Source organism: Sabulibacter ruber (genome assembly GCF_017355955.1).
GTDB classification, from domain to species: Bacteria; Bacteroidota; Bacteroidia; order Cytophagales; family Hymenobacteraceae; genus Nibribacter; species Nibribacter ruber_A.
In genome coordinates, this window is the sequence record NZ_JAFFID010000001.1 from 1,905,387 (window position 1) to 1,931,317 (window position 25,931).

Below are 25,931 nucleotides of genomic sequence, written 5' to 3' on the forward strand. Positions count from 1 at the left end.
AGGCGCATGCCCAATCTGTCCTTTGAATCAGTAAGAACCTTCCATAAAACTATGAAAACTTTCATCCAGAAATCCATTGTCTTATTTTTTGCATCAATGCCTTTCCTGGGCTTCAGCCAAACCGTAAACCAGTCCTCCTGCGACACCAAATTGCTTTCCTACAAAAACTGGAAAGAAACCCCAAAAACGCAGTGGAGCCTGACTTTGCAAGGTCCATCGGGCGGAAGCCTCCAGTACATCGGCGCCAGCCACAGCACAGACCCTACCCACGTACAGTTCGCCCAGATCAAACAGTCCTGGAACACACTGAAACCCACCCTCGCCTTTTTTGAAGGTCCCAACCGAGGCGTTGCCGCCACCGAGGAAGAAACCATCAAACAATTAGGAGAATCTGGCTACGTGCGTTTCCTGGCTCAGGCCGACGGAGTCAAAACCATGACGCTGGAAATGTCACCGCAGGAAGAGATAGACAAACTTGTACAATCTGGAAAGTTCAGCAAGGAGCAGATCAAGCTGTTCTTTGTGCTGCGCGAAGCCAGCCGGTTGCGCGAACGCAAGGGCCTGAACGAGGAACAGCTGAAAACCGCCATCGACCAGTTGCTGCAGAAAGCCAACACCATGATCAAAGGTTTTGACGAAGTGATACCAGACATTGCCGCTTTGCAGGTGGCCTACCAGAAACACTGGACCGCCCCGGCCAACTGGTGGGAAGCCCCTACCGCCTGGTTTGACCCACTAGGAGACAGCCAGAAAACCGGCGGCAAATTCACCAACGACATCAACCGCCAGAGCAGTGAGAACCGAAACGCCCACATGTACCGGCTGCTGTCTGAGGCGGTACTCAGAGGCGAGCGGGTGCTGGCCGTAGTAGGCAGAAACCACGTGCCCATGCAAGCCGAAGCCATCAAATGCGCCGTCAACGCCGTAGCGAAAAAGTAAAACTGAGAGCGCCGTTTTGGGCCTTCTTTCTTGAAAAGGACTCCAAAACGGCGCTCTCAGTTTTTATCTTATCTAATCTGAACGTCAGGATTCTACCGGCTGCAATCCCAGCTTTTTCCCCTGCGCCAGCAGGAACGCAAAGGCCTCGTCGTACTCGTTCCGGATCTCACCTTCCAGGATGGCCTCGGTGATGGCGTTCTTCAGGATGCCCACTTCCTTGGATGGTGAAATCCCGAAGGTCTGCATGATCAGGTCGCCGGAGATGACCGGCTGGAAGTTACGCAGTTGGTCCTTCTCCTCTACCTCGCGCAGTTTCTGCTCTACTTTTTCAAAATTCTGCAGATACCGCTTCACCTTGTCGTGGTTCTTGGAGGTGATATCGGCTTTGCAGAGTTGCATGAGCAAATCAATGTCATCGCCGGCCTCAAACAGGAGCCTGCGCACCGCAGAATCTGTCACTGTTTCCTTCACCAGCGCAATGGGGCGCAAGTGCAGCTTCACCAGTTTCTGCACCTGTTTCATGTGCTCGTTGAGGGGCAGGCGCAGATCGGCGAAGATTTTGGGCACCTGGCGGGCACCGCGGTCCTCGTGGCCGTGAAAAGTCCAGCCCACTTTATCGTTGTAGCGTTTGGTTTCGGGTTTGGCGATGTCGTGCAGAATGGCGGCCCAGCGGAGCCAGAGGTCATCCGAGACTTCGGCCACATTATCCAGCACCTGCAGCGTGTGGTAAAAATTGTCTTTGTGCGAATTCTTGTTAATGGTCTCCACGCCGTGCAGCTTCACCATCTTGGGGAAAATGAGGTGCAGCAGCCCGCACTGGAACAACAACTTGAACCCGTAAGAAGGCTTTTTAGACAGGATGATTTTGTTTAGCTCGTCCGTGATCCGCTCCTGCGACACAATCTTAATGCGCTCCTTGTTCTCGGCAATAGCATCAAAGGTATCGGGGTCAATATCAAAGTTCAGCTGCGAGGCAAAGCGCACGGCCCGCATCATGCGCAAAGGGTCATCTGAGAACGTGATGCCCGGCTCCAGCGGCGTTTTGATGTTCTTGCGGCGCAGGTCTTTCATGCCATCGAACCGGTCAATGAGCTGCCCGTAGGTGTCCTCATTGAGGCTGATGCCCATGGCGTTGATGGTGAAATCGCGGCGGTTGAGGTCATCTTCCAGCGTACCCTGCTCCACCTCGGGCTTGCGCGAGTCTGAGCGGTATGATTCCTTGCGGGCGCCCACAAATTCCACTTCCCAGCCATCATCGGTCTTCAACATGGCCGTTCCGAAGTTCTTAAACACGGCCACTTTGGGCTTGTTGGGCAGTTTGCTGGCCACACGTTGCGCCAGTTCAATGCCGTTGCCAATGCAGACCACGTCAATGTCTTTGCTGGGCCGTTTTAAAACCAGATCCCGCACAAAACCGCCAATCACGTAGGCTTGCGTATTCAGTTCACGGGCCGATTCGGCTACCAGGGAGAAAACTTTACGGTCTGGAAGGATGATATCAGTGGTCATAAGCTACAGCGCATCAACAGTTTCTATACGCAATACCTTCTTGAGAAGGACTACAGCAGAAACCGGGCTGCAAAGGTAACGGAACCTCAAGCCTTTGGCAAACCCAAGTCTTTCCTGTTTTAAAGCCGATTTACCCAAAACTGCCTTAAAACAGGAAAGTGCTTTCCGGTTCACCTGGTGGATGGCTTGCTCTCGTTATTGGATCACCAGCCGGTGCTTGGTTAAACCCTTAGAGGTGTGAAGCTGCAGAATGTATAAACCCGCCCCCAGTTTTGGCAGCGCCATACGCTCCTGCAACCGTTTGCCCCTGACAGGCAATTCCTGATTCCACACCTGTTTCCCAGAACTGGCAAAAATCTGCACCCGCACCGAGGTACCTTCCAGGTCAGGTGCCGTGAGGAAGAACTCCCCGGCATTGGGATTAGGATACAGGTTCACCTCTGCCACCGGCGTCTCTCCAGGGATGGAAGTAACCGTGACGGTGGCCTTGTTGCTGTACTTAGAGAAAAGGGAGCCTTTCTTTGCCCTTACCCGGTACACATACGTAGCCGCTTTTTGCAGGCCCGCATGGCTGTAGGAAGTCGCATTCAGGGGCGTGGTGGTCAGTAATTTGAAAGGACCGTTCTCAGAAGCAGCCACTTCCACTTCATAGCCTGTTTCATCGGAGGCTACATCGGTCCAGCTCAAGGTCACTTGTGTAGAAGCACTGGCCGAGGCAGTAAGATTTACCGGTGAGGCAGGCAATACCGGGGCCGGCGATGCTCCAAAGATCAGTTTTTGTACCTGCTGCAGCGTTGGGGTCACATAAGACACATTCGTTTTCTTCAGAAGGATCTCCTGGTTGGGCGTGTACACAATGCCGTTCACAAACGCTTCTGGTGACAGGTGCGCGTCAAAGTCTGGCACTACGGCTCCCTGCGGGTCCAGTTTGATCAAGTGGTTTCTATTCACCCCGTTCACCGCGGTGAAATAACCGCCTAGCAGCACCGAGTTGTCAGGCAAAGGGGCAATGCTGGTGAGCGCCTGAGAGGAGTTGGCTACCCCTACCTGGTAGTTTGCCTCCAGCACGCCTTCAGAAGAATACCGGTACAACCGATAGCCCCCCGAATTCCTGAATTTACCTGTTACCAGAATTTTCGCGTCGGGCTGGATAGCCAGGTTGGTATGGGCGTCATACACCTGGTCATCTAACTGAAAGGTTTGGTCTAAGGAACCATCTGCGTTCAACCGGAAGATGTTCTTACTGGCTATGGGCTTGTTCATTTCATCCTTGAACACAATCAAACCCCGAATAAGGAGCTTTCCTTCTGTGCCGGGAGCGGGCAACATCTGGACTACACTTCTGGCTTCGCCTGCGTTGAATTCAAACTCTTCGTCTACGGTGCCATTTGCATTCAACCTTACGTAAGCCGGCCTGCTCACCCCACGTATGTTTTCAAAGAACCCGTACATGACAATCTTTTGGGAAGGCAACACCACCACTGCGCCAATAGTGGGAGCTTTCTCAAGGTTCTGGTTGATACCAGCGTTGAAAGAAGGATCAACCGTTCCGTCTGGCTTCAAGCGGACCAGGCCTTTATGACTAGCCCCGTTTACGGTAGTGAAGTTACCGGCAACTAAGATGCTCTGATTGGCCTGCAGGGCCACCGCACTGATGACCGTGTTAGGGGAGCCACCAAACGTGGGAGCAAATTCCTGGTCCAAAGCTCCGCTGGGCAGGATGCGGGCTAAGCCATCGCGTTTTATCCCAGCCACCTTGCTGAAGGTCCCGTACAGCAACAAACTTCCGTCTGCCTGCCTGAGAAAATTGGTGCTGGCCTCGTGGTGAACCTCCGTCTGGAACGAAACATCTTCTGCTCCATTGCCGGTAAACCGCAGCAGATGAACATATTCTCCTGTCTGTGATTTGGTCAGGTTACCAGCCAGCAGGAATTTCTGATCAGCTAAATTCACCAGAGAAGTGATACCGGTAGCCGCCTTATTGAAGGTAAAACTTTGGTCTACCTGGCCGGTGGAGGTCAGCTTTAAAACCGGGTTACTTACGGCCTGGTCATTGATATATTTGAAAGTACCCCCTACCAGGATATTGCCATCTGGCAGCAGGGACATGGCGTACAAATAATTGTGATGAAAATTGCTGTATTCCCTGATCAACGGGAAACTGGCGTCTACACTTCCGTTAACATTGAGCCTGCCCAGAATATAATCGTACTCTGAGTCATCCAGGAGCAAAGGCCTCAGCAAAAACTTCCCGTCGGGCTGAACGGTAATGGATTTCACCACCCCACTCATCACGTTGGAAGAAAAGGTTTGGTCCAGATCACCATTGGTCTTTATCCGGATTAGCCCCGGATCGTCATACTTCACAAAAGTACCCGATACCAGAATGCCCTTCCCTTTTTGCTCGGCAAGCGTCATCACGTAATACTCAGGGTCTAACCTCGGCACTTCGGGCAGCCCAAAGTTGAAAGAGGTATCCAGCGAGCCGTTGCTATGGTAGCGGATGATTCCTTTGCGCGCTGCTCCTTTTGCCTTTACAGAGCCTCCTACCAGAATCTTGCCGTCCTCCTGCACCAGAATGGTGGTGAGAAAGTACCCATTATCTGCCGCTTCCAGTTCAATCTGGAACCCCTGTTCTGGGCTTCCGTCTTCCTCCAGGCGCATAATGACATACTTCACCTGCCCATCTTCCTTCTCTAAAGCGCCACCCAGCAATAATTTACCGTCGGGCTGTCCGGCCACGGCGTCTACCCTGAACTTGCTGATATCGGCGGAGAAGCTATGGTCCAGGCTGCCGTCTGCGTGCAGGCGAGCTATCCTTATTTTAGGGCTCCCGTTGACTACCGTGAAATTCCCCTGAAGCAGCACTTTGCCATCGGGTAGCTTGGTCATGGAAGACACGGTGCTGTTGGTGAGGATCTGGGGTAACTGGAAAGATTGGTCTATTACCTGGGCTTTGGCCGCGAACGAAAAAATGAGCAGGAAAAACGCCGTAGCAAGACACAACAGGTCATACTTAGCGGCTGGGTTAGGGGAAGAAAGTAGGAGCGGCATAACATTCAATTCTATCAATATAGATAGGACTGAAATGGAGCCGCCTTCCCCTATGAAGCAAGGGATGAATATTCAGGTTCAGGCTGTAGAAGAGTAGGTTGCTTTTTCCGGTTTTAGGACTGTTTCTGTAAAAACAGCCCTAAAACCGGGTGAACTTAGAAGCATGGGCTTTTCCGGAAGGCTCAACAGAGACCATTTACCTAATTCTCACCTGGTATCCTCCAGGAAAGCAGGAAAGGCTGCCCATGCTACTTCTCAGTGGATACCTAACCCAGTTCCTTCTACCCTTCCTGGCAACCTGCTTGAGGTTTACTTCAGAAGCCTTTTAGCTTGGCAAGCTGGTTCCTGTTTTAAAGCGGGTTTCTGAAAAACAGCCTTAAAACGCCTAAAAAGGTATTTATTTGATCTCCTGGCACAGTTCTACCAGCACGCCGTTAGCGGTTTTTGGGTGCACAAAACACACCAGTTTATTATCAGCGCCACGTTTGGGAACCTCGTTCAGGAGCTGGAAACCTTGTTCTCGCAGGCGCTTCATCTCGGCTTCGATGTCTTCTACTTCAAACGCGATGTGGTGAATGCCTTCCCCTTTCTTCTCAATGAACTTGGCAATGGCGCTGTGCTCAGCGGTGGCCTCCAGAAGCTCAATTTTAGTGTTTCCCACGTGAAAAAACGAGGTATTCACGGCTTCGCTTTCCACTTTTTCGCTCTTGTAAGGGGCTGCGCCTAACAATTTTTCAAACAACTGGTTGGCGTCTTGGCAATTTTTCACGGCAATGCCAATATGTTCTACATGCATACGGTCTATTTAAACTTATTCTAAGTGACGATTTTTGTGTATTTTTGCGTGCAAATCAAACTAACTGGACACAAATTCTGTTTTTTTGATAAGCAACACCATAGGAAAACTACTGACGAAGATGCTGAAATTTCCGATTTATTTAGATAACAATGCCACCACGCCCATGGATCCGCGCGTGTTGGAGGCCATGCTGCCGTATTTCACCAACCACTTCGGGAACGCCGCGTCCCGTAACCACCCATTTGGCTGGGCAGCCGAAGAGGCAGTTGACTATGCACGTGAGCAAATCGCGGCCCTTATCAACTGCAACCCAAAAGAATTGATTTTTACCTCTGGCGCAACAGAATCAGATAACCTGGCTATCAAAGGGGTATTTGAGATGTATGCTTCCAAAGGAAACCATATCATCACCGCCACTACTGAGCACAAAGCCGTTCTGGATACCTGCAAGCACATTGAGAAACTGGGCGGACAGGTAACTTATCTGCAAGTGAACTCAGAAGGCTTGATTAACTTAGAAGAACTGGAAGCCGCCATCACCGACAAGACCATCCTGATTTCCATCATGTATGGTAACAACGAGGTAGGCGTGATTCAGCCCATCAAAGAAATTGGAAGAATTGCCAAGAAGCACGGTGTTCTGTTCTTCACAGACGGTACCCAGGCAGTAGGTAAAATTCCGGTTGACGTAGAAGCCGACGGCATTGACCTGATGGCCTTCTCTGGTCACAAAATGTACGGTCCTAAAGGCGTTGGTGCCCTGTACGTACGCCGCAAGAACCCACGGGTGAAAGTAACTGCCCAGATGGACGGTGGCGGACACGAGCGCGGCATGCGTTCTGGCACCTTGAACGTTCCTGGTATTGTAGGCCTTGGCAAAGCTGCCGAGATCTGCCGTACCGACATGGAATCTGATACTGCCCGCATCAAAGCCATGCGCGACCGTTTAGAGAACGAGTTGCTGCAGATTGAAGAGTCTTACCTGAACGGTTCCAAAGAGCACCGTCTGCCCCACGTAAGCAACATCTCCTTCAAATATGTAGAAGGCGAAGGTCTGATGATGGGTGTGAAAGACATCGCTGTTTCTTCTGGCTCAGCTTGTACTTCTGCTTCCCTGGAGCCATCTTACGTGCTGAAAGCCCTGGGCTTGAACGATGACCTGGCCCACTCTTCCCTGCGTTTCGGCTTGAGCCGCTTCACTACCGAGGAGGAAGTAGACTTCGCCATCAGCCACGTGAAAGAGGCCGTTGCCAAACTGCGTGAACTCTCTCCGCTGTGGGAAATGTTCAAAGAAGGAATTGACCTGAACACCGTTGAGTGGACAGAACACTAAAATCAATTAGGAATTGGGAATTAGTAATTAAGGATTATCAGCTTTGCCTTAAAAGCGTATATACTAGTTACTTAACCCCAATTCTTAATTCATACTTATTCATTCGTAATTAAAAAGAGCTATGGCTTATTCAGATAAAGTAATCGATCATTACAGCAACCCACGCAACGTAGGTACGCTGGACAAATCAAAAGCAAACGTGGGTACCGGTCTGGTAGGTGCCCCTGAGTGTGGTGACGTAATGCGTCTGCAGATTGAAGTGGATGAGAACCAGGTAATCACTGATGCCAAGTTCAAAACCTTCGGCTGTGGTTCCGCTATCGCTTCTTCTTCCCTGGCTACTGAGTGGTTGAAAGGCAAAACCGTAGACGAGGCTTTGTCTATTGACAACATGGAGATTGTGGAAGAGCTGGCTTTGCCGCCGGTGAAAATCCACTGCTCTGTATTAGCCGAGGATGCTATCAAAGCCGCTATCAATGACTACCGCGTGAAAAACGGTCTGGAGCCATTGGTAGAAGCTAAGTCACACCACTAATCCAAACGCTGCGCTACCCGCATGGATGTAACCAACGTGCACGTAGAGAGCGCGCGGATTCAGAAACAGATTGAAGACCATTTGGGCATGGAAGGAAGTCAGCTTTTGTTTGACTTCCGCCCCATGGAAGACCGGATGCGCTTGGATCTGATCACGGTGAACCCTCGCCACCACCAGTCTTTCCTGTTCCATACCGTAACGGGATATGATCGGGTGGATGCCCTTCGGAAGATGCTGGACTACGTGCGGCAGTTCCGCGATCAGGAAAGCTCTTACACCATCCAGTGGATGGCCCGGGGCGAGCGCGAGTTGAACACCTCTTATTTCCGGGCTTCCAACATGTATGATGCCCTGGATAAACTATATTATGGCCGCGATATCAACACTATTACTGTTTTCAGTGTGGTTTTGAACCCGGTCTCCTAAAAAAGAAAGGACACGCGTATGATTACCGTTTCTGATAAAGCAAAAGAAAAAGTTGTAAAGCTGAAGCAAGACGCCAACCTGGACGATAGCTTCCGCTTGAGAGCTTCTGTGGCCGGCGGCGGTTGCTCCGGTTTGTCTTACAAGCTTGACTTCGATGACGAGGTGAAGCCCATGGACCAGGAGTTTGAAGACAAAGGCGTGAAGGTAGTGGTAGACATGAAAAGCTTCCTCTATCTGGCCGGCACCGAGCTGGACTTCTCTGACGGGTTGAACGGCAAAGGCTTCTTCTTCAACAACCCCAACGCCAGCCGTACCTGCGGCTGCGGCGACAGCTTCTCTGTGTAATTACCAAAAATATCATAAAGCAAAAAGGCACCGAAAACGGTGCCTTTTTGCTTTATACGGCATAAACTGAATCTTCTTTGCTGACTAGGTTCCCAGTACCTCCTACAGATTCTTCTTCCCAAGAAGGCAAACGCTTGAACCGACTTGTTAACAATCCCTCGCTCGCCTCTGGCGAGTGTGAGTAACAGGGCGGCCTCTGGCCGCCATGCCCTAAACCAATCACCCCTCGCACCAGACCTGCAGGAAAATCTTACCGAATAGCACTTCCTACCCTAAACCAATTATACCCGTAACCCTCCAAGTCTACAGTAAACCCACCATTTGCAGATGTTAGCTTGTTGTTCCTGGTCAGGCTAAAGAGCTCTTTATCTCCTTCTGCCTGGGCGGGAATACGAATCTGCTTCGGGTCTTTGCTGAAGTTGTGCACCATCATCACCGATTTGCCTTGATAGTTGTACCGAATGGCAAGCACCTCAGGCGAACCCACCTCCACTAACTGCCAATTACCAAGGCCAATCTCCGGGCATTCCTTGCGGATGCGGATGAGCTTGGCGGTCCAGTTGAGCAGGGAATTGGGGTCTTGCCGCTCCGTGGCAACGTTTATTTGTTTGTAACTGAAAGGCTCTTTATCAATAATGGGCCGGAAGGGTTTATCAGCGGAAGTAAAGCCAGCATTTTTCTGGTTTGTCCACTGCATGGGCGTGCGCACGGCAATGCGTTCTTTCAGGCGCAAATCGTCTCCCATGCCTAGCTCATCGCCGTACCGGATCACGGGGGTGCCGGGCAGAGAAAAAACCAGACTGTAAGCCAGTTCCATCCGTTTGCGGTCGTTGTTCAGCATGGGAGCCAATCTGCGGCGGATACCGCGGTCATAGAGCTGCATGTTCTTCTCGGGACCAAAGGCCTGGTAGACTTTGTTACGCTGCTCTTCGGTGAGTCGACCCAAATCTATCTCATCATGGTTGCGCAGGAAATAAGCCCATTGCGCGGTACCGGGTATTTTCTTGGTATCAACCAGGGCTTTCCTGAACGGCTCCAGATCACCGGACGCCATGACGTAAAAAAGATACTGGTTGGCGTAGAAGTTGAACATGGTGTGCAGGCGGTCACCGTTCTGGCCGAAGTATTCTTTGTTCTCGTCGGGAAGTACGTTGGCCTCGCCCAATAGCAAGGCATCGCCTTTGCGCCACTGCACAAACCGCCGAAACTCCGAGATCAGCTCAAACATGTGCTCGGGCTTTTCAGCGCTGGTTTTGGGTAAATCGATGATAAACGGCACGGCATCCAACCGGAAACCACTCACCCCCTGGTTCATCCAGAAGCCCAGAATGCGCTGGGCCTCGTTGCGCACATCGGGGTTCTCAAAATTCAGATCGGGCTGGAAATCATAGAAGCGGTGGAAGTAGTATTCGCCGGCTTTCTTATCATAGGTCCAGGTTTCTTTCTGCACCCCGGGGAAAGCCATGCCTTTGTTCCAGTCTTTTGGCCGTTCTTTTGACCAAACATACCAGTTTCGGTACCTGGAGTTTTTGTCTGCGCGGGCCTGCTGAAACCACGGGTGTTGGTCTGAGGTGTGGTTCAGCACCAAATCCATGATGACCCTGATGCCGTGTTTGCTGGCCTGGTACATGAACTCAGCAAAATCGCCGGGGCTGCCGTACTGCGGGTCTACGTCATAGTAATTGGCTACGTCATAGCCATCGTCCAGCTTGGGCGAGGTATGGAACGGCGCGAGCCAGATGGCATCAATGCCTAAAGATTTGAGGTAATCCAACTGGCCGGTCAGTCCTTCAAAGTCGCCGGTGCCGTTGCCGTCGCTATCTTTGAACGTGCCTACTTCCAGGCTATAGATGATGCTGTTCTTATACCATAGTTCCTCATTGATGTCAGGGGCGGTGTTCTGGGCAAAGGCGGAGGAAACGAATACGAGTAATGAGAGAAGGGGGCAGTAACGGTAGAATTTCTTCATGGTTGAATTGCTTTCGTGCCGTTAAACGCAAGTTAAATAAGGGAAGGTTGGGCTTTGGTCTCTTTTCATCGGGTCCTCAAACAAGTACACACGTCCCAACTCCCACGGCAGACTCGCATAGAATCTGGGTTTTAGGTCTGTTTTCCCAGAATTGTGTCTTAAACGGGAGCTTGTTTTTGGGCTACTTTCGCCTACATAAAAAAACGGCTTGGAAATTATTCCCAAGCCGTAACCATTGCTAAAACCAACTTAAAAAATCTTTATTGCTTCACCTGCACCGGATGGTCTTCCAGTTGGGCGTAGTGTAGTTTCCAGAGGCCTTTGTCGTTCTTTTTCCAAAGGAGCAGGAAGTTTCCTTCTCCCTCGCCCCGGGGCAACTGACGGTCCGCGGGGATCACGTCAACGGTGAAGGTTCCGCCTTCAAAGGCAATGTTTTCATCAGAGGCGGAGCTTACCGGGAAAATTTTCAGGTTTTCAATGGTTCCCATGGTTTCCCGCACCCATTTCTGCGACACTTCAGAACGGCCGCTGTAGTGTACTTCGCCTTGCACAAAGTGGGCATCCTCTGCTAAAAGCGTATCTAATTGAGCCGAGTTTCTGCTGTTCCAGGCACCTATGAATTGTTGGTTCAGTTGCTGCACGTTGACGGTTTCCTTTTTCTGCTCGGTTTTAGAGCACGAGAACAGGAATAAAGCCAACACAAACATGACGAGTGACGATTTCATACATTCTGATTTAAGTGAATCAATACCCCACATACTCAGTTTGAATATTAGGTGTTTCAAATATTTTAAACCTCTTATAAAAAAAGCCCAAGCTCAGGGCTTGGGCTTCTATATTTTTGGCTCCTGCCCAGCTTACCAGCTTTTTCTTCTGTATTCAGAATCTGCGTACGGCTTAGAATAGTCACCGTAGTGCTCGTTAGGCAAGAAGGAAAGGTTAGACATTGTCATGATCTGCGGCTGACCGGCAGTATATCCGGTGTAGGCCATAGCAGCCGCCGGAGCAGCAACCGCAGCTGTTTTAGCAGCAGTGCTTGATTTTCTGGCGGTTGAGCCAGATGAACGGTTGGTAGAAGAAGAGCTATAGGCATAAGCTCTGTTAGCGGCTACGTTTCTGTTGAACTCAGCCTCTCTTTCAGCGGCTTGTCTCTTACGCTTGTTGTCAATGATTTTACCCACACCGTATCCGGCGGCACCACCTACAACACCTCCCACAACACCGCCTACCACACGGTTTTTCTTATTGATGATAGCACCTGCCGCAGCACCAGTACCGGCTCCAATCACCGCACCTTTTGCTTGAGGGCTCCATTTTTTTCTCTCCTGGGCCTGGGCACTATTGAAAGCAACAGACACTAAGAACAACAGGCTGAATATCAAACTTAGCTTTTTCATAACAGTACTTTTTAGAGTTCTTCTGAATTTTTCTCTTGTGTTTTCCTTTAATTCAACTACCGTGCCAAAACCAAAAACACTTTGAAAATCATGGCACAGAACAGAATTTGAACTTAATAAAAACTGAAGCCTTGCTTCTCAAAGACTTCGGGCGCTCTTCAGGTGCTCAAACGGATTTTGCAATATTTAGATACATTAATATTTAAATCCGTTCCCTTCTGAGAGCCTTGCCAGTTGAAAGACAATAAGCGTACCAAATTTTGATTGCCTAAGGAAAGCGAAGAAAAGAAATCATCAACCCAGAATGAACTTGTTGCAAAACAGCTCTAATGATTTGCTAGTATAAGAGCCGTTCAAAAAAATAAGGTTGAAAACGGCTTGGTGTTTAAACTGGGAGGGAAAGCCTTATTGCAGCTTCCTGGCTGAATGCTTACCTTGTTTAAGCAACTTATTCTACCAGCTTCTTACATTGGTCCCATAAAGAAAAATGAGTTGGTATATTGAATTACGCATTAGAAAAGGAGCGCTTCCGTTTTCTGGCTGATTTTGGAAAAAGGAGCTTAAAACAGACTTCAGGCAAAAGTTTTATCTGGTAAGCCATGCAAAACAAGAGAATCTACATTGACGAGTTTGGGAATACACATTCGGAGTTAACTCCGCAGAGTTCGTTCTCACATTTTGTGTACACCACTCTTATTCTGGATGAGGCCCATCTGGAAAAGGCGTACCAGGTAAGAAATCTGATCAGCCAGAAATACTTTAATGGGCAACCCGTTCCATCAAACGGTCTGCCCAATAATACCAAAGGGTTCAAAAAACGGTTGCAGGTTCTGGAGGAGTTGGTGGCCCTGAACTTTGATGTGCTTGCCTTGGTAGTGAACAAAAAAGAATTTGCCGGGCCGGGGCTGAAGCGCAAAGAAGTTCTCTATAAGTTTTTCTCTAAACTCCTCATCAAGCAGTTTCCAACCGTTTTTACTTCGTTTTCCATTTATGCCAACCAGCTGGGGCAACCTGAGTTTCAGGCCGATCTAAAATCCTTCCTGAACACCACGGCCACCCAGCGTGACCTCTTCAACCCAGACAGGTACTACACTATTGTAGATAACCCAGCCGAAGAGCCGCTTCTGGAACTGGCAAACTTCCTGGCGGGGTGCCTGGGCCTTATTTACTGCAACAGCCATTCGCATCCGCGGTCAAAAGAACTCTTTGATTTGCTGTACAAACGCCTTAGCGTTGATTTCGCGCCGTTTGAGAAAACCGAGTTTTCCCTGGCCCATATCAAGGAGAACAAAGAGCGGGATACTACGGTGAAGAGACTGGCCGAAGCCTCGGCCATTGAAGTCCTCAGAAGCCGCCGTAAAGCTTTGACGCCAGAATCGAAAGCGGTACTGGAGTATCTGTACATGGTGCACCGCAGTGCCCCTTCCAGGCTGGTAGGCACTTATGAAATCATTGAGCGGGTTCAGATACAATACCCATCGTTCAACGAAAGGGCTTTCCGGCAGTCTATCCAAAATCTGCGGGATTTGGGCGTGATCATCACCAGCATCCAGGGAAAATCTGGTTATAAACTCCCCGATAGGTTAGACGATATCATAGGTTTCTACAAAAGGTACATGGGCAGTATTGTGCCCATGCTCAACCGGGTAGACCACTGCAACAGAAAACTGGTCTGGAGCGGCATCATTCTGGAAGATATTCTCTCTACAGACGAAAACTTTGGTTTGCTCACAGAACTGATCGGCTCAGTTAAGAAGATACGGCTTGCCCCGCAACTGGAACTGGAGTAAGATTTTAAGCTGGCGGCGTAAGAAAAGCGCTGGCCTGGCCTACCTCCCCTTCCTCAGAAACTGTTATCTTTACTATCTCGCATTGTTTCCACTCCCGTGAAGATAACTTCTGTTCGTTTCTTTAACCTGAACTCGCTGCAGGGCGAGCACCTTATCCGTTTCGATGAATCGCCGCTGAGCGACTCGGGGCTGTTTGCCATTACCGGACCAACCGGCGCGGGCAAAACCACCATCCTGGATGCCATTACGGTGGCGCTGTACGGGCAGGTGCCGCGCCACGGCCGCGATGTGGCCGAGATCATGACCCGCCACACCGGCGAGTGCTGGTCTGAGGTGGAGTTTGAGGCTCAGGACAAACGCTACCGGGCCAAGTGGAGCCTGCGCCGCAGCCGTAGCAAACCAGACGGTAAGCTGCAGAGTCCTGTGATGGAACTGATGGATGCCGCCACCCAGCAAATACTGGAATCGCGCCTCTCTGAGACCAAGCAGCGCATCATTGACCTGTGCGGACTGGATTTTCAGCAGTTCCTTCGCTCCGTCATGCTCTCGCAAGGCGATTTCACCCGTTTCCTCAAGGCCAGCGAAAGCGAGCGCAGCGAACTTCTGGAGAAACTCACCGATACCCGCATCTACTCCCAGATTTCCATGGCGGCTTACGAGAAAGCCAAAGCCGAGCGCCAGAAACTACAGGATATTGAACAGCGCCTGCAACTGGACCAATTGCTAACTGAGGAAGACAGGGCTGCCCTGGCGCAGGAAGTAAATCGGCTGAAAGCCGAAGCCCAACAGGCGCACCAGTACGTGCAGCAGCACTTATTGCAGCAGGCGTGGCTGGAGAATCTACAGAAACTAACGAAGAAAGAAGACCAACTCGCAGCCCAGCTCACCGCAGCCAAAGCAGAGCAACAGGCCTGGAAACCACAGCAGGAGAAACTACAGCGCCATGAGCAGACTCAACCGTTCCAGACCGATCTGGTGCGCTTGGCGGAGGTCCAGCGCCAAGGCCAGACCGTAGCGAAAACCGTCTCGCAGTTGAAGCAACTGGTTCCGGCGCAGGAACAACAGGTAGCTACCCAAAACGCCGCTGCCACGTCTGCCCGTGCCGCCCACGCCCAGGCGCAACAAACCTTAACAGAAGCCGAGCCCCGCTTAGACCAGGTGCTTCAGCAAGACACCCACCTGGCTGCGCAACAAACCCAGTTCGCCAAAGACGAACAGGTCACCGCCCAACTTCAGGCCCAGGTACGTCAACTGCTGGGAACGGTGGAACAAAAGCAGACCGAGTTCAGGGGAATTGAGGAACAAGGCAAACAACTTAAACAATGGCTGAGCCAATACGCCTTAGACGAGGAACTGTCCCAAACCCTGCCCGAAGGCAAATCAGAACTCCGGAACCTGGAAGAGACCCAGAAACAACTTACCAAATTCAGAAAAGAACAGGTTGATTTCCGCTTGATTCTGGAAAACGAAGCCAAGAACGCTTCCACCTGGCGTACCCAATTAGCGACCACGGAAAAAAGCCTACAAGAAAAACAAGCTGAGCTTACGCAACTGCAGGAACAAGCCAGAGCGGCGCTGCAAGGCCAGGAACCCGCGGCCCTGGAACAGCTGTGCCATCGGTTACCGCAGGTGTGTAGCCAACTGGAAAAGCAGCTGGGCTTGAGCAAAAGTTATTTGCAACTGGAGGCTCGTCGGCAAGCTTTGCAAGGCCAACTGGCGCAGACCTCACAAGACCTGCACCAGCAGCGCACGGCGCTCACGCAGACGAAAACCCAACGGGAACAGGCTCTGGATAAGCTGAAGGATTTGCAACAGATTGTTGATTTGCAGCGCCAGATCCAGAAGTACGAGGAAGCCCGCCTGCAACTTCAACCAGAGCAGCCCTGCCCGCTTTGCGGCTCCACGCATCACCCCTACGTGGAAACCCACCAGGCGCAGACCTTGTCTGAGGCCGAGCAGAACCTTATGCACCAGCAGCAACGCGTGCAACAGATTGACGGGCAGGAACGTGAACAAGCGGCGGCCGTGCATCGGCTGGAACTGGCGGAGCAACATACAAAGGAGCAGATCCAGGAAATAACAGGCCAGACGAAGGAACTGCAAACCCAGTTTGCCCACCTGAACACGGCCCTTGCGCTTGCCCACGAGATTGCCGTTTCTGACACCATTGACTTGTACTGGAACGCCCGTAAAACCGAGCTGCACCAAGCCACCACCACGCTGGAAACATTGCGCGGATTACGTACCCGCACCGATGATGCCCGGCAAGCCGAGCAGAAACTGCTGTCTGAGCAGCAGCGTTTCCGGCACGAACTAGAAAAATCAGCCGAAAAACGCCACCAAACCGAAGCCCAGCTGCAGCGCCTGCAAACCGAACTGGACGACTTAGTGGAGCAGGAGAAAGTCATTGCAGAAACGTTGGGCTCCTTCTTTCTTACTTACGGCCTCTCCTATTCCGGCACCAACGGCTCTGACCTGATTGCCCAGTTAGAGAACCGGCGGCAAACCTATGAGTTGAAAAAGGCCCAATTGCCGGAGCTGCGGGTCAAGTATTCTGAAGCCAAAGCCGAAGCCGAAAACACCCAAAAAGCCCTGAGCGAGAAGCAGCAGGAACTACAGCAGCGCCAGGAACAACTAGAAGCCTCAAAGGCACATTTGCAGGAACTTTGGCGGCAACGCTATGTACTTTTATCAGAGGGCTTACAGCCGCAAACCGAGAAGCATCGCTTACAGCAAGCCTTGCAACAGGCTGCTCAGACGCTGCAAACCACCGAAACCGCTTTGCAGCGGGAGCAGGAACAACTGAACTTACTGGCGCACCAGCTCTCCACCAAGCAGCAGGAGCAGCATACTAACAACCAAGCCCAGTCTGAATTGGAAACGGCCCTGTTGCAAAAAATCAAACCGCTGGGCTACTTGTCCATCGCAGAGCTGCAGGCCTTGCTCCTTTCTGAAGAAGAATTCCGCCGTCTACGAACAGAACAGGATAGGCTGGAAAAAACGCTGACCCAGCTGGAGCACAGCCTGCAACAATGCCGCACGGAGTACCAGACCGAGAAAGAACGGCACCTCACCGAGCTGACGCTGGGAGAACTGCAACCGCTCATCCAAACCCTGGAGGAAGAGAAGAACCAGCACCTGGCCCAGATAGGGCGATTGGAGATGCAGTTGCAGCAAGACACTGATCTGCGGGAGAAACACCGCCAACTCACCCATCAACTGGATGTGCAGAAAGGCGAGGCAGCCCGTTGGGCCCGGCTGGCCAACCTCATCGGGTCTGCCGATGGCAAGAAGTTCAGTAAATACGCCCAAAGCCTCACCCTGGCGAGGTTGGTAGAACTGGGCAACCGCCACCTGCACCACCTCAATGACCGCTACCGCATCCTGAAAAGCAACGACAATGAACTGGAGCTGCAGATTCTGGACACCTACCAGGGCGATGCCGTGCGGTCAGTTAACTCCCTTTCCGGGGGTGAAAGCTTTTTGGTGAGTCTGGCGCTGGCCCTCGGATTGTCTGATCTGGCCAGCCACAAAGCCCAGATTCATTCCCTGTTCATTGACGAAGGCTTCGGGACGCTGGACGCCGACACGCTGGATGTTGCCATGGATGCCCTGGAAAGCCTGCAAGCCAGCGGTAAGATGATTGGTATTATCTCGCACGTAGAAGCACTGAAAGAACGCATCAGCACGCAGATTGTGGTAGAGAAACAGGCCGGCGGCCGCAGCGAGATCAGGGTAGTGAGCGGGAATGTGCTGGCTCTGTAATCTGTAAAGGTTTATGTAAGTTTCAGCAGCTCTTAAAATGCAGGTTCATGGCCTGCTTCCTACTTCCAACTAAGCGGTAATGGCTCCTTCTCCCCCGAAGCGCCCATCAGTTTGGTTAGCTATTTAAGACCTGCTTTACTTAAAATCAGACCAAACCAGTTCACTGGCGCGAGACTTCAGTCTCGTGCCTCCGGATAAAGCGAGTCTCCAGACTCGCCGGGAACCACAACCTGGAAATGTGGTTCAGAAGGCGCCAAAGGTAAGCCGAAAACGAAGGTACAGGTGTACATCTGGTCTATAGTTCCTCAGCAAAACTGGCTTCGCTGCGGCAGCAGCGAGGGGAGTCAGAGACTCCCCGTTATCTGTAAGCACGAGTCTGGAGACTCGCGCCAGTATCTGCTCGTATTCTTATCTCGGCTAATTCTTCTAGCAACGGGGCTCTCTGTTTCTCACCCCATTTTCAGAAATCAGCTTGAAAACAAAGGTTAGCTTAATCAGCGCAGACTTTGCAGGGGGTGCGTCTTTCCTTTTGGGCCTGGGTTAAAGTGATAGAGGTGATGGTGCTTTTGCATTGCTCCAGCAGATGGCAGTTTTTGTCTACGTGAAAGGTTTTGGAGCCTTTGCTTTGGCAGATCATCACTTTTCCGCCTTTGGTAATGGCAGAAGGTTTAGGGGAAGACGTCTGTTTGGAGGCACTGCTGGCGTTCTCAGTGTCTGCATCTTCAGAGGCGGCTCCCTTGCCGCGGCGGCTTTGGCGGAACTCCCAAGGGGCCTGTGGCGATGGTCCGGCCCAGAGTCCGCGTTTCTCTGCGCGGGCTTCGGCTTCCAGGCGGGCCAGTTCCTGGTCTTTGGAGTAAGCAGTGTAGTGCCAGGCAAATCCGTTTTTCACCAGTTCCTGGTTCAGGCTCCGGCCATCGGGCAAAATGATCTCGCCCACGGTGCGGCCGTAGCGGTCCACATCCTGCACCACCAGCTCCACAAACTTCCCGAACACCAGATCAGAGGTAAACTGACGGGCCCGGGTACCGTAATCCTGGTTCTTTTCGGGGCAGTCTACGCCTTGCAGCCTTACCCGTAAGGGCTTTCCGTCTTTCAACAATTCTACGGTATCGCCGTCTTTGATGGCAATGACCTTGTATCCGTTCTCGGTGGCTTGTTCCTCCGTTTTGGCTGGGTTCTGTTCTTGGCTATAATCCTTACTTTGTTGGCAGCCAAGCAGAATTCCGAGGCAAAGAAGCCAGACCAAGGCTTTTGAGAAGGCGATGGGTGAGCGCATAGTGTAAGTGCAAATATGTTGTTTAGATGATGATACGAAGAAAGCGAACAATTGACTTTAGACCCAAGGTAGGAAATCTGCCCTTTCTGACTATTAAAGTTCTCCAGATGTTCTCAAAAACTTTAACCCTTCCCTTAAAATCTTAAAATTGTGAATTTCTAAAATGAGCCTAGGTCCTTTTATGAAAGTGGCAGACTAAGGATACAGCCAACAACACTGGTTGAGGATTCATTAAAATGCAAGATTTAAATTTCTCAACATCAAACATGTTTGGTTATCCATTTTGCAATGTTACCGTTTTATTATTGAAAATTCTTTACCATATTAGACTGCCAAACTTTTACAAACATTATTTCAGGTACCTTATGATCACTTCTACTGCTACGGCCTCTAAGCCTGCCAAAGCGCCACCGGTCACTAAGCTGTCCAAGATTCCTTTCATCTTGCTGGTGATTGTGGTGGGACTGACCTTCGTTTTCCCGTCTATCCCCAAGGCAGCCTCGCCTGCCGAACTGAGTTCCGCGGATATGGCCTGGATGCTCACCGCCACGGCGTTTGTGTTGCTCATGACTCCGGGACTGGCCTTTTTCTACGGCGGCATGGTGAACCGCAAGAACGTGATCTCCACCATGCTGCAGAGCTTTATCTGTATGGCCATGCTCACGGTTATCTGGGTGGTTTTTGGGTTTAGCCTGGCCTTCGGCGATTCTGTAGGAGGCGTTTTCGGGAACCCGGCTACGTTTTTCATGATGCAGAACGTGTTGGATGGCGCTCCCTGGGAACTGGCTCCCACCATTCCGCTGGCTTTGTTTGCCATGTTCCAGCTGAAATTCGCCATTATCACGCCCGCCCTCATTACCGGGGCATTTGCCGAGCGCATCCGGTTTACGTCTTACACTGTTTTCATCCTGCTTTTCTTCATTTTCATTTACGCCCCTTTGGCGCACGCCACCTGGCACCCAGAAGGTATCTTGTTCAAACTGGGTGTTCTTGATTTTGCGGGCGGTACGGTGGTGCACATGTCGGCGGGTTGGGCGGCACTGGCCTCGGCCATTTTCCTGAAAAGAAGAAACGAAGCCACGCACTCCCCGGCTATGATCACGTTTGTGCTGCTGGGCACCGGTCTGCTGTGGTTTGGGTGGTTTGGTTTCAACGCCGGTTCTGCCATGGGAGCCAACTCTCTGGCCGCAACGGCTCTGGCTACCACCATGACCGCCTCGGCAGCGGCGGCGCTGGCCTGGATTTTCTTTGATGCCGTGAAAGGCCGCAAGCCATCGGCAATGGGTACCTGCATTGGCGCAGTGGTAGGCCTGGTAGCTATTACTCCGGCCGCCGGGTTTGTAACCATGCCGCACTCCATTGCTATTGGCGTGATCTCTGCGGTCATCAGCAACCTATTGGTAGACCTGCGTTCGCGCACCAGCATTGACGATACCCTGGATGTGTTCCCCTGCCACGGCGTGGGCGGAATGGTGGGCATGCTGCTGACCGGTGTGTTTGCGAACAAAAGCGTGAACCCCGCCATTGCGGACCAAGGCTTGCTCTTTGGCGAAACCAAACTGTTCATCGCCCAATTTGGCGCCCTCATTGGCGTGTCTATCTTCGCGTTTGTTGGTTCCTGGCTTCTGTTGAAAGTAACCGACCTGATCTCACCATTACGCGTGTCTGGCGAGGAAGAGCAACTTGGCCTTGACCTTTCACAGCACGACGAAAAGATGTAACTCTATTTTAGAACTGGTTTCCTGAAATCGGGCCAGAAACAGCCAAAAGTGGTTTGTTTCTGGCCCGTTTCATTTAGGCAGGTTCTGCAGAATCTACTCAGTAGAAAGCGCTGCTCTCTCCACCTCAGGGTTGAGGCAACCAGCAGAAGCCGGATAAGCAGAAAGGCGGAAATTCAGAAATCACAGGCCTAACAAACTTAATTTATTACAATCATCTTCCTGCTTTTCATACAAAACACCTGCATCAACGCCCCGTAAAATACAACTAAGACCAACAAGGTAAGACTATGAAAAATCTGAAGATAGCTTTTACCATGCTTTGCTCGGTAGTTATATTGGGCGGCAGCATGACTCATGAGGCACAAGCCCAGGAAGTAAAGAAAGAAAAGAAAGGCTGGAGTAAAAAAGCCAAAGGAGCCGTGATTGGCGGAACCGGTGGAGCGGCCGCGGGAGCCATTATTGGCGGCGGGAAAGGTGCCGTGATTGGTGCGGCGGCCGGTACCGTAGCCGGCGGGGCCATTGGTAGAAAAAAGGATAAAAAGAAAGATCCTAAACGCTTCAGACAATACGCCAACAAATATAACAACTAACCCTTTTAGGCTTCTAGTCTAGTAAAAAGGCCACCTCTCCTGTGAGAAGGTGGCCTTTTTTAATAGGTCATAAAATAAAATAAATAAACAGTTTTAAGGCTGCTTTTCTGAAAAGGAACCCGAAACGGAAGCCTTAATTCTGGCCGCCTTCGCGTTCTGGTCCGGCAGGTAGTTCTCCCTCGTTCTGGTTTCTTTCCTCGCGTTGGGCATTGGTTTTACCAAACCGGAAACTGAAGCCCAGGAACACCAACTGGCTTTGTGGCTTGTAGCGGCTCCGTTCCTCCAGCTCGCCCTCAATAAAAGTGTAGGAGTTGAAGCGCATGGTGTTGAACAAGTCCTGCACCCGCAGAATGATGTTGCCCCGGCCGCCCATGATCTCCTTGCGGGCGCTCAGGCTGGTGACAAAGAACGATGAACGCTCTCCCTGCAAGGTCACCATTGGCGATCTGTAATTCAATGAAAGCTGCACCTCCGTTTTATGCGGCAAGGTGAAGTTGGAGTTCAGGCGGCTGGTCCAGCTGAACCGGCTGTTGGTGGCCAGCCCCTGCTCAGAGGCGTCTATTTTGTAGTTGAACCCCGAGGCATTGGCATTAAGGCGCCACCAGGAAGTCAAATCAGCCGAGCCGGTCAACTCCAGACCGTAGGACTCTCCCGAGGCAATGTTAGCGAAGGTAGACAGCGTGGCGTTCTGCCCCTCTTCGTTCACAAACGGTGTCCTGATGGTCTGTACCACGTCGGTCATTTTGCGGTAGAAAACCCCGGCCGTAATGGTGGCATGGTCCCAGAAACGCAGGTAGTTGGCCTCATAGGAATCAATGAATTCAGGAGTAAGGGCCGGATTTCCCTGTCTTAAGTTCAGGGAATCTGAGATATCAAGGAACGGGTTCAGTTGCCGGGTACCGGGCCGGTCAATGCGACGGCTGTACGAGGTCTGGATTTTCTGTTCCTCGGAGAATTCATAGGTCAGGAACAAACTGGGGAAAAGGTTTAGGTAACTGGGTTTGTTGCGCTGGTTCTGCGTCACCTGGTTAATGACCAGATTGGTTTGTTCCAGCCGTGCGCCCAGCTGGTAGCTGAATTTGTTCAGGGCGTTGCCATAGTTCCCGTACACGGCGTGCACCCATTCATCATAGACAAAGTGGTTGGTTCTGCCAATGCTGTTCACAAAGCGGCCGGCGGTGTTGTCAAAATCAAGGGCTTGCACATCGGCATCGTTCCGCTCAAAGGTGCTGCGGTAACCCGCCTCCCATTTGCCTTTCTCACTGAACGGATGCACGTAATCTGCCTGCAGAGAGAACTCACGCTCTTTCTCCAGCACATTATTTTTCTGCCAGGAATTTCGGCCGGCCAAAGCCACTCCCTCGGGATTGAAGTAAGACTGGCGGAAATCATCGGCTCCGTTTTCCTCTTCCAGGTTGAACACGGCATCAGCGGTCAGTTCCCGGCCCGGACGGTCAAAGGTCTTGCGGTAACCCAGGGTGTATTCAAAGAGGTTGCTGGTTTCATCGCCTACGGTGGTTCTGGTAGAGGTGCTGTTCAGGTCTTTGTTTTCTTCCAGGAACCGGTAATTGGTGAAGCCCTCGTTATCGCGGTAGCCGTAGCGGTACAGCACAGACCCCGTAATGCTTTGGTTGTCGGTGAGCTGGTAATCGGCCCCGAAACGTATGTTGTGGTTGCCGCGGTGGTTGGTGTTCTCAGATACCTGCTCCTGGTAGGTGGTGGTGTCTCGGCCGGCTTGGGTGGTAAAGTAGTTGGTGCGGAACTGGTTTCCGGTGCCTTTCCGTACATCCTGCCTGAAATCATAATTAGAGAACAGGTTCAGCTTGCCAAAACGGTAGTTGAGGTTGAGCGAGGTGTTGTAGCGCCCGCCCCAGCTGGCATTGGCCGAGGCCATGCCGTTGAGGCCGCGCTGTTTCTCCTTTTTCAGGATGATGTTCAGCACGCCGCCCGTTCCGCTGGGGTCATATTTAGACGACGGATTGGTGATAACCTCTACCCGCTCAATGGTGCTGGCCGGAATCTGGTCCAGCCCCAGGCCGCTCAGGGCCGAAGGTTTACCGTCAATGAGAATGGTGATGTTGGAGGTACCGCGCATGCTCACGGTGCCTTCCTGGTCCACGGTGACGGAGGGCACGTTCTGCATCACGTCTACCGCCGTTCCGCCCACGGTGGAAAGGTCCTGCCCTACGTTGTACACTCTTCTATCCAGCCCGTACTCTACCTGCGCCCGCTGACCTACCACTTCCACGGCCCGCAACTGCTGGCTCGCCGACCGGAAAGCCACCACGCCCAGGTCTACATTCGGCTTTGCCGCCGTCACCTGAATGTTAGGCACCACGCGGGTAGCATACCCCACAAACGAAACCTTCAGGTGATACCGGCCGGCAGAAACGGGAGCAATCTCAAAAGAGCCGTCTCCGTCTACCAGGGCACTGGCTACAATGGAAGAATCTGCTCCGGCCAGCAACGCGGCCGTGGCGTAGCCTACCGGCTGCTTGGTGGTGGCATCTTGCAGTTTGCCCGTGATTTTACCCTGGGCCTGGGCAGTAGTATAGCTGAACGAAAAGACACAGGTAAGAAAAAACAGGAGGAAATGTTTCATGCAGGAGAAAAATTAAGGGGGTATGCGTATTAAAAACGTGCTCTTTTAGTTAAAACGGCCTAAAAACACGAACGTGTACAGAAGTTCCTGTTTATTAGAGCCTGCATCTTTACAAAGGTTTAAACTTGCCGTAATTTTTTCTTAAAACAACCTAACCGGGGTTCTGTTTTGAGCCTGTTTCTGGCATAAGCTACCCAAAACAAAAAGGCCCGGGCAGAGCCCAGGCCTTTGAAAGTTATAAGCAGGTAGCTACTACAAGTGGATTACCTCACCATAAGCGGCAGCGGCAGCTTCCATCACGGCTTCAGACATGGTAGGGTGCGGGTGCACGGATTTGATGATCTCGTGGCCGGTAGTCTCCAGTTTACGGGCAACTACTACCTCGGCAATCATATCGGTTACGCCGGCACCAATCATGTGGGCACCCAGGAACTCACCGTACTTGGCGTCAAAGATCACTTTCACGAAACCGTCTTTATTACCACCGGCGCTGGCCTTACCAGACGCAGAGAATGGGAATTTACCCACTTTGATCTCGCGGCCCAGTTCACGGCACTCTTTCTCAGTGTAGCCCACAGAAGCGATCTCTGGGATGCAGTACGTACAGCCCGGGATGTTTTTGTAATCCAATGGCTCTGGGTTGTGACCGGTGATGGCCTCTACGCAGATGATACCCTCGGCAGAAGCCACGTGCGCCAAAGCTGGACCTTTCACGATGTCCCCGATGGCGTAAATGCCCGGTACGTTGGTGCGGTAGAAATCATCGGTAATCACACGTCCGCGCTCTACGGCAACCCCCAGCTCCTCAAGACCCAGGTTCTCCAGGTTGGTCTGGATACCTACCGCAGACAGTACGATGTCGGCCTGAATGGTTTCTTCGCCTTTGGCGGTTTTGATTTTCACCACGCAACCTTCGCCGGAAGTATCCACGCTCAATACTTCTGAGCTGGTCATGATGTTCACGCCGGCTTTCTTGAACGATTTCTCCAGTTGCTTGGAAACTTCTTCGTCTTCTACCGGCACAATGTTAGGCAGGTACTCTACCACGGTTACCTCGGTACCCATGGCGTTGTAGAAATACGCGAACTCAATGCCTATGGCGCCGGAACCTACTACTACCATTTTCTTGGGCTGCTGCTCCAATACCATGGCCTGACGGTACCCGATGATCTTTTTGCCATCAATAGGCAGGTTCGGCAACTCGCGGGAACGCGCTCCAGTGGCCAGGATGATGTGGGCGGCTTCGTAAATCTCGGCTTTGCCGTCGGCAGAAGTCACTTCCAGCTGGCCTGGGGCCTTCAGTTTGCCGTAACCGGCGATATGGTCAATTTTGTTTTTGCGGAACAGGAACTGGATGCCTTTGCTCATGCCCTGGGCCACGCCCCGGCTGCGGGCTACCACTGCTCCAAAATCAGCGCTGGCATCGGCTACGTTAATGCCGTAATCTTTGGCATGCTGAATGTACTCAAACACTTGAGCGCTCTTAAGCAGCGCTTTGGTAGGGATACAGCCCCAGTTAAGACAGATACCGCCTAACTCAGCTTTCTCTACCACGCCAACTTTCATACCCAATTGCGATGCGCGGATGGCGGCTACGTACCCTCCCGGGCCGCTACCAACCACTATCAAATCATATTTTGATGCCATGTGTCTGGATGTAAGGTTATGTACAGGCAAAGCTACATCATAATCGGGCTTTTGCCAAGCGTATAAGAAATAAGCCGTTTTTACGCAGTTTTGGCCGAAATAGCCTTAAATCACTTCTGATTTTTTATTACCTCCTGCCTCGTCTTCCTTCGTCCAAACTGCCTGGGGCAGGCCTTTTTCTCCACCGAGCGGTTTCTCTATCTTTCCGCCTTTTCCGTTTTCCAGTGGCCTCTT

General features: G+C 51.6%; 18 protein-coding genes. 9 read left to right on the forward strand and 9 right to left on the reverse strand.

What is annotated here, in order from left to right; translation table 11 throughout:
- The first annotated feature begins 51 nt into the window (after positions 1 to 51).
- A complete protein-coding gene (locus JT719_RS07720) occupies positions 52 to 939 on the forward strand; it encodes a hypothetical protein (RefSeq protein ID WP_207432218.1) in 888 nt (295 codons plus the stop codon).
- Positions 940 to 1,023: 84 nt separating this feature from the next.
- Here the strand turns inward: JT719_RS07720 and JT719_RS07725 are convergent, their stop codons facing one another.
- From JT719_RS07725 to mce, 3 genes are all read right to left on the reverse strand, one after another.
- Complete coding sequence (locus JT719_RS07725; RefSeq protein ID WP_207432219.1) at positions 1,024 to 2,448, reverse strand: CCA tRNA nucleotidyltransferase; 1,425 nt, start codon at positions 2,446 to 2,448, stop codon at positions 1,024 to 1,026.
- A gap of 195 nt (positions 2,449 to 2,643) precedes the next feature.
- Positions 2,644 to 5,502 (reverse strand): fibronectin type III domain-containing protein, encoded by a 2,859-nt coding sequence (locus JT719_RS07730; RefSeq protein ID WP_207432221.1) that lies wholly within the window; start codon positions 5,500 to 5,502, stop codon positions 2,644 to 2,646.
- A 397-nt stretch (positions 5,503 to 5,899) separates the two neighbouring features.
- The gene (gene mce, locus JT719_RS07735; protein ID WP_205499747.1) at positions 5,900 to 6,298 is read right to left on the reverse strand and encodes a methylmalonyl-CoA epimerase; all 399 of its coding nucleotides are present in this window, start codon (positions 6,296 to 6,298) and stop codon (positions 5,900 to 5,902) included.
- Between the two features lie 121 nt (positions 6,299 to 6,419).
- Between mce and JT719_RS07740 the strand changes: the two genes are divergently transcribed.
- The 4 genes from JT719_RS07740 (at position 6,420) to JT719_RS07755 (ending at position 8,940) form a co-directional block, all read left to right on the forward strand.
- On the forward strand, positions 6,420 to 7,634 hold the full coding sequence (locus JT719_RS07740; RefSeq protein WP_278251836.1) for an IscS subfamily cysteine desulfurase: 1,215 nt from the start codon (positions 6,420 to 6,422) through the stop codon (positions 7,632 to 7,634).
- A 121-nt stretch (positions 7,635 to 7,755) separates the two neighbouring features.
- Entirely contained in the window at positions 7,756 to 8,169 is a 414-nt protein-coding gene (iscU, locus tag JT719_RS07745; RefSeq protein WP_207432223.1) for a Fe-S cluster assembly scaffold IscU, read from the forward strand.
- A 21-nt stretch (positions 8,170 to 8,190) separates the two neighbouring features.
- On the forward strand, positions 8,191 to 8,595 hold the full coding sequence (locus JT719_RS07750; protein WP_207432224.1) for a hypothetical protein: 405 nt from the start codon (positions 8,191 to 8,193) through the stop codon (positions 8,593 to 8,595).
- 18 nt (positions 8,596 to 8,613) lie between these two features.
- The gene (locus tag JT719_RS07755) at positions 8,614 to 8,940 is read left to right on the forward strand and encodes a HesB/IscA family protein (protein WP_205499744.1); all 327 of its coding nucleotides are present in this window, start codon (positions 8,614 to 8,616) and stop codon (positions 8,938 to 8,940) included.
- 250 nt (positions 8,941 to 9,190) lie between these two features.
- Here JT719_RS07755 and JT719_RS07760 read toward each other — a convergent pair whose 3' ends face one another.
- The 3 genes from JT719_RS07760 to JT719_RS07770 all read right to left on the reverse strand — a co-directional run bounded on the left by JT719_RS07760 (position 9,191) and on the right by JT719_RS07770 (position 12,306).
- On the reverse strand, positions 9,191 to 10,909 hold the full coding sequence (locus JT719_RS07760; RefSeq protein WP_242693101.1) for an alpha-amylase family protein: 1,719 nt from the start codon (positions 10,907 to 10,909) through the stop codon (positions 9,191 to 9,193).
- A gap of 260 nt (positions 10,910 to 11,169) precedes the next feature.
- Positions 11,170 to 11,634: a YybH family protein gene (locus tag JT719_RS07765; protein ID WP_207432225.1), complete on the reverse strand. Its 465-nt coding sequence runs from the start codon at positions 11,632 to 11,634 to the stop codon at positions 11,170 to 11,172.
- A gap of 132 nt (positions 11,635 to 11,766) precedes the next feature.
- On the reverse strand, positions 11,767 to 12,306 hold the full coding sequence (locus JT719_RS07770; protein WP_207432226.1) for a YMGG-like glycine zipper-containing protein: 540 nt from the start codon (positions 12,304 to 12,306) through the stop codon (positions 11,767 to 11,769).
- 599 nt (positions 12,307 to 12,905) lie between these two features.
- On the opposite strand from JT719_RS07770, the gene JT719_RS07775 reads away from it, so the two are divergent.
- Together JT719_RS07775 and JT719_RS07780 are read left to right on the forward strand one after the other, a co-directional pair.
- Positions 12,906 to 14,096: a hypothetical protein gene (locus JT719_RS07775; RefSeq protein WP_207432227.1), complete on the forward strand. Its 1,191-nt coding sequence runs from the start codon at positions 12,906 to 12,908 to the stop codon at positions 14,094 to 14,096.
- Positions 14,097 to 14,192: 96 nt separating this feature from the next.
- The gene (locus JT719_RS07780) at positions 14,193 to 17,861 is read left to right on the forward strand and encodes an AAA family ATPase (RefSeq protein WP_207432228.1); all 3,669 of its coding nucleotides are present in this window, start codon (positions 14,193 to 14,195) and stop codon (positions 17,859 to 17,861) included.
- Between the two features lie 490 nt (positions 17,862 to 18,351).
- Here the strand turns inward: JT719_RS07780 and JT719_RS07785 are convergent, their stop codons facing one another.
- On the reverse strand, positions 18,352 to 19,137 hold the full coding sequence (locus JT719_RS07785; RefSeq protein ID WP_207432229.1) for a thermonuclease family protein: 786 nt from the start codon (positions 19,135 to 19,137) through the stop codon (positions 18,352 to 18,354).
- A 365-nt stretch (positions 19,138 to 19,502) separates the two neighbouring features.
- Between JT719_RS07785 and JT719_RS07790 the strand changes: the two genes are divergently transcribed.
- Together JT719_RS07790 and JT719_RS07795 are read left to right on the forward strand one after the other, a co-directional pair.
- Entirely contained in the window at positions 19,503 to 20,858 is a 1,356-nt protein-coding gene (locus tag JT719_RS07790) for an ammonium transporter (RefSeq protein WP_207432232.1), read from the forward strand.
- Positions 20,859 to 21,145: 287 nt separating this feature from the next.
- Positions 21,146 to 21,448 carry a YMGG-like glycine zipper-containing protein gene (locus tag JT719_RS07795; protein WP_207432234.1) on the forward strand — a complete coding sequence of 101 codons (303 nt, stop codon included), beginning with the start codon at positions 21,146 to 21,148 and terminating at the stop codon, positions 21,446 to 21,448.
- Between the two features lie 133 nt (positions 21,449 to 21,581).
- On the opposite strand, the gene JT719_RS07800 is transcribed toward JT719_RS07795, so the two are convergent.
- A complete protein-coding gene (locus tag JT719_RS07800; protein ID WP_207432236.1) occupies positions 21,582 to 24,050 on the reverse strand; it encodes a TonB-dependent receptor domain-containing protein in 2,469 nt (822 codons plus the stop codon).
- 252 nt (positions 24,051 to 24,302) lie between these two features.
- Positions 24,303 to 25,697: a dihydrolipoyl dehydrogenase gene (lpdA, locus tag JT719_RS07805; RefSeq protein ID WP_207432238.1), complete on the reverse strand. Its 1,395-nt coding sequence runs from the start codon at positions 25,695 to 25,697 to the stop codon at positions 24,303 to 24,305.
- Between the last annotated feature and the right edge of the window lie 234 nt (positions 25,698 to 25,931).

What these genes read in the sequence shown, in the direction of transcription:
- JT719_RS07720 (WP_207432218.1), top strand. Translation starts at nt 52, where the DNA reads ATGAAAACTTTCATCCAGAAATCCATTGTCTTATTTTTTGCATCAATG.
- JT719_RS07725 (WP_207432219.1), bottom strand. Translation starts at nt 2,448, where the DNA reads ATGACCACTGATATCATCCTTCCAGACCGTAAAGTTTTCTCCCTGGTA.
- JT719_RS07730 (WP_207432221.1), bottom strand. Translation starts at nt 5,502, where the DNA reads ATGCCGCTCCTACTTTCTTCCCCTAACCCAGCCGCTAAGTATGACCTG.
- mce (WP_205499747.1), bottom strand. Translation starts at nt 6,298, where the DNA reads ATGCATGTAGAACATATTGGCATTGCCGTGAAAAATTGCCAAGACGCC.
- JT719_RS07740 (WP_278251836.1), top strand. Translation starts at nt 6,420, where the DNA reads ATGCTGAAATTTCCGATTTATTTAGATAACAATGCCACCACGCCCATG.
- iscU (WP_207432223.1), top strand. Translation starts at nt 7,756, where the DNA reads ATGGCTTATTCAGATAAAGTAATCGATCATTACAGCAACCCACGCAAC.
- JT719_RS07750 (WP_207432224.1), top strand. Translation starts at nt 8,191, where the DNA reads ATGGATGTAACCAACGTGCACGTAGAGAGCGCGCGGATTCAGAAACAG.
- JT719_RS07755 (WP_205499744.1), top strand. Translation starts at nt 8,614, where the DNA reads ATGATTACCGTTTCTGATAAAGCAAAAGAAAAAGTTGTAAAGCTGAAG.
- JT719_RS07760 (WP_242693101.1), bottom strand. Translation starts at nt 10,909, where the DNA reads ATGAAGAAATTCTACCGTTACTGCCCCCTTCTCTCATTACTCGTATTC.
- JT719_RS07765 (WP_207432225.1), bottom strand. Translation starts at nt 11,634, where the DNA reads ATGAAATCGTCACTCGTCATGTTTGTGTTGGCTTTATTCCTGTTCTCG.
- JT719_RS07770 (WP_207432226.1), bottom strand. Translation starts at nt 12,306, where the DNA reads ATGAAAAAGCTAAGTTTGATATTCAGCCTGTTGTTCTTAGTGTCTGTT.
- JT719_RS07775 (WP_207432227.1), top strand. Translation starts at nt 12,906, where the DNA reads ATGCAAAACAAGAGAATCTACATTGACGAGTTTGGGAATACACATTCG.
- JT719_RS07785 (WP_207432229.1), bottom strand. Translation starts at nt 19,137, where the DNA reads ATGCGCTCACCCATCGCCTTCTCAAAAGCCTTGGTCTGGCTTCTTTGC.
- JT719_RS07790 (WP_207432232.1), top strand. Translation starts at nt 19,503, where the DNA reads ATGATCACTTCTACTGCTACGGCCTCTAAGCCTGCCAAAGCGCCACCG.
- JT719_RS07795 (WP_207432234.1), top strand. Translation starts at nt 21,146, where the DNA reads ATGAAAAATCTGAAGATAGCTTTTACCATGCTTTGCTCGGTAGTTATA.
- JT719_RS07800 (WP_207432236.1), bottom strand. Translation starts at nt 24,050, where the DNA reads ATGAAACATTTCCTCCTGTTTTTTCTTACCTGTGTCTTTTCGTTCAGC.
- lpdA (WP_207432238.1), bottom strand. Translation starts at nt 25,697, where the DNA reads ATGGCATCAAAATATGATTTGATAGTGGTTGGTAGCGGCCCGGGAGGG.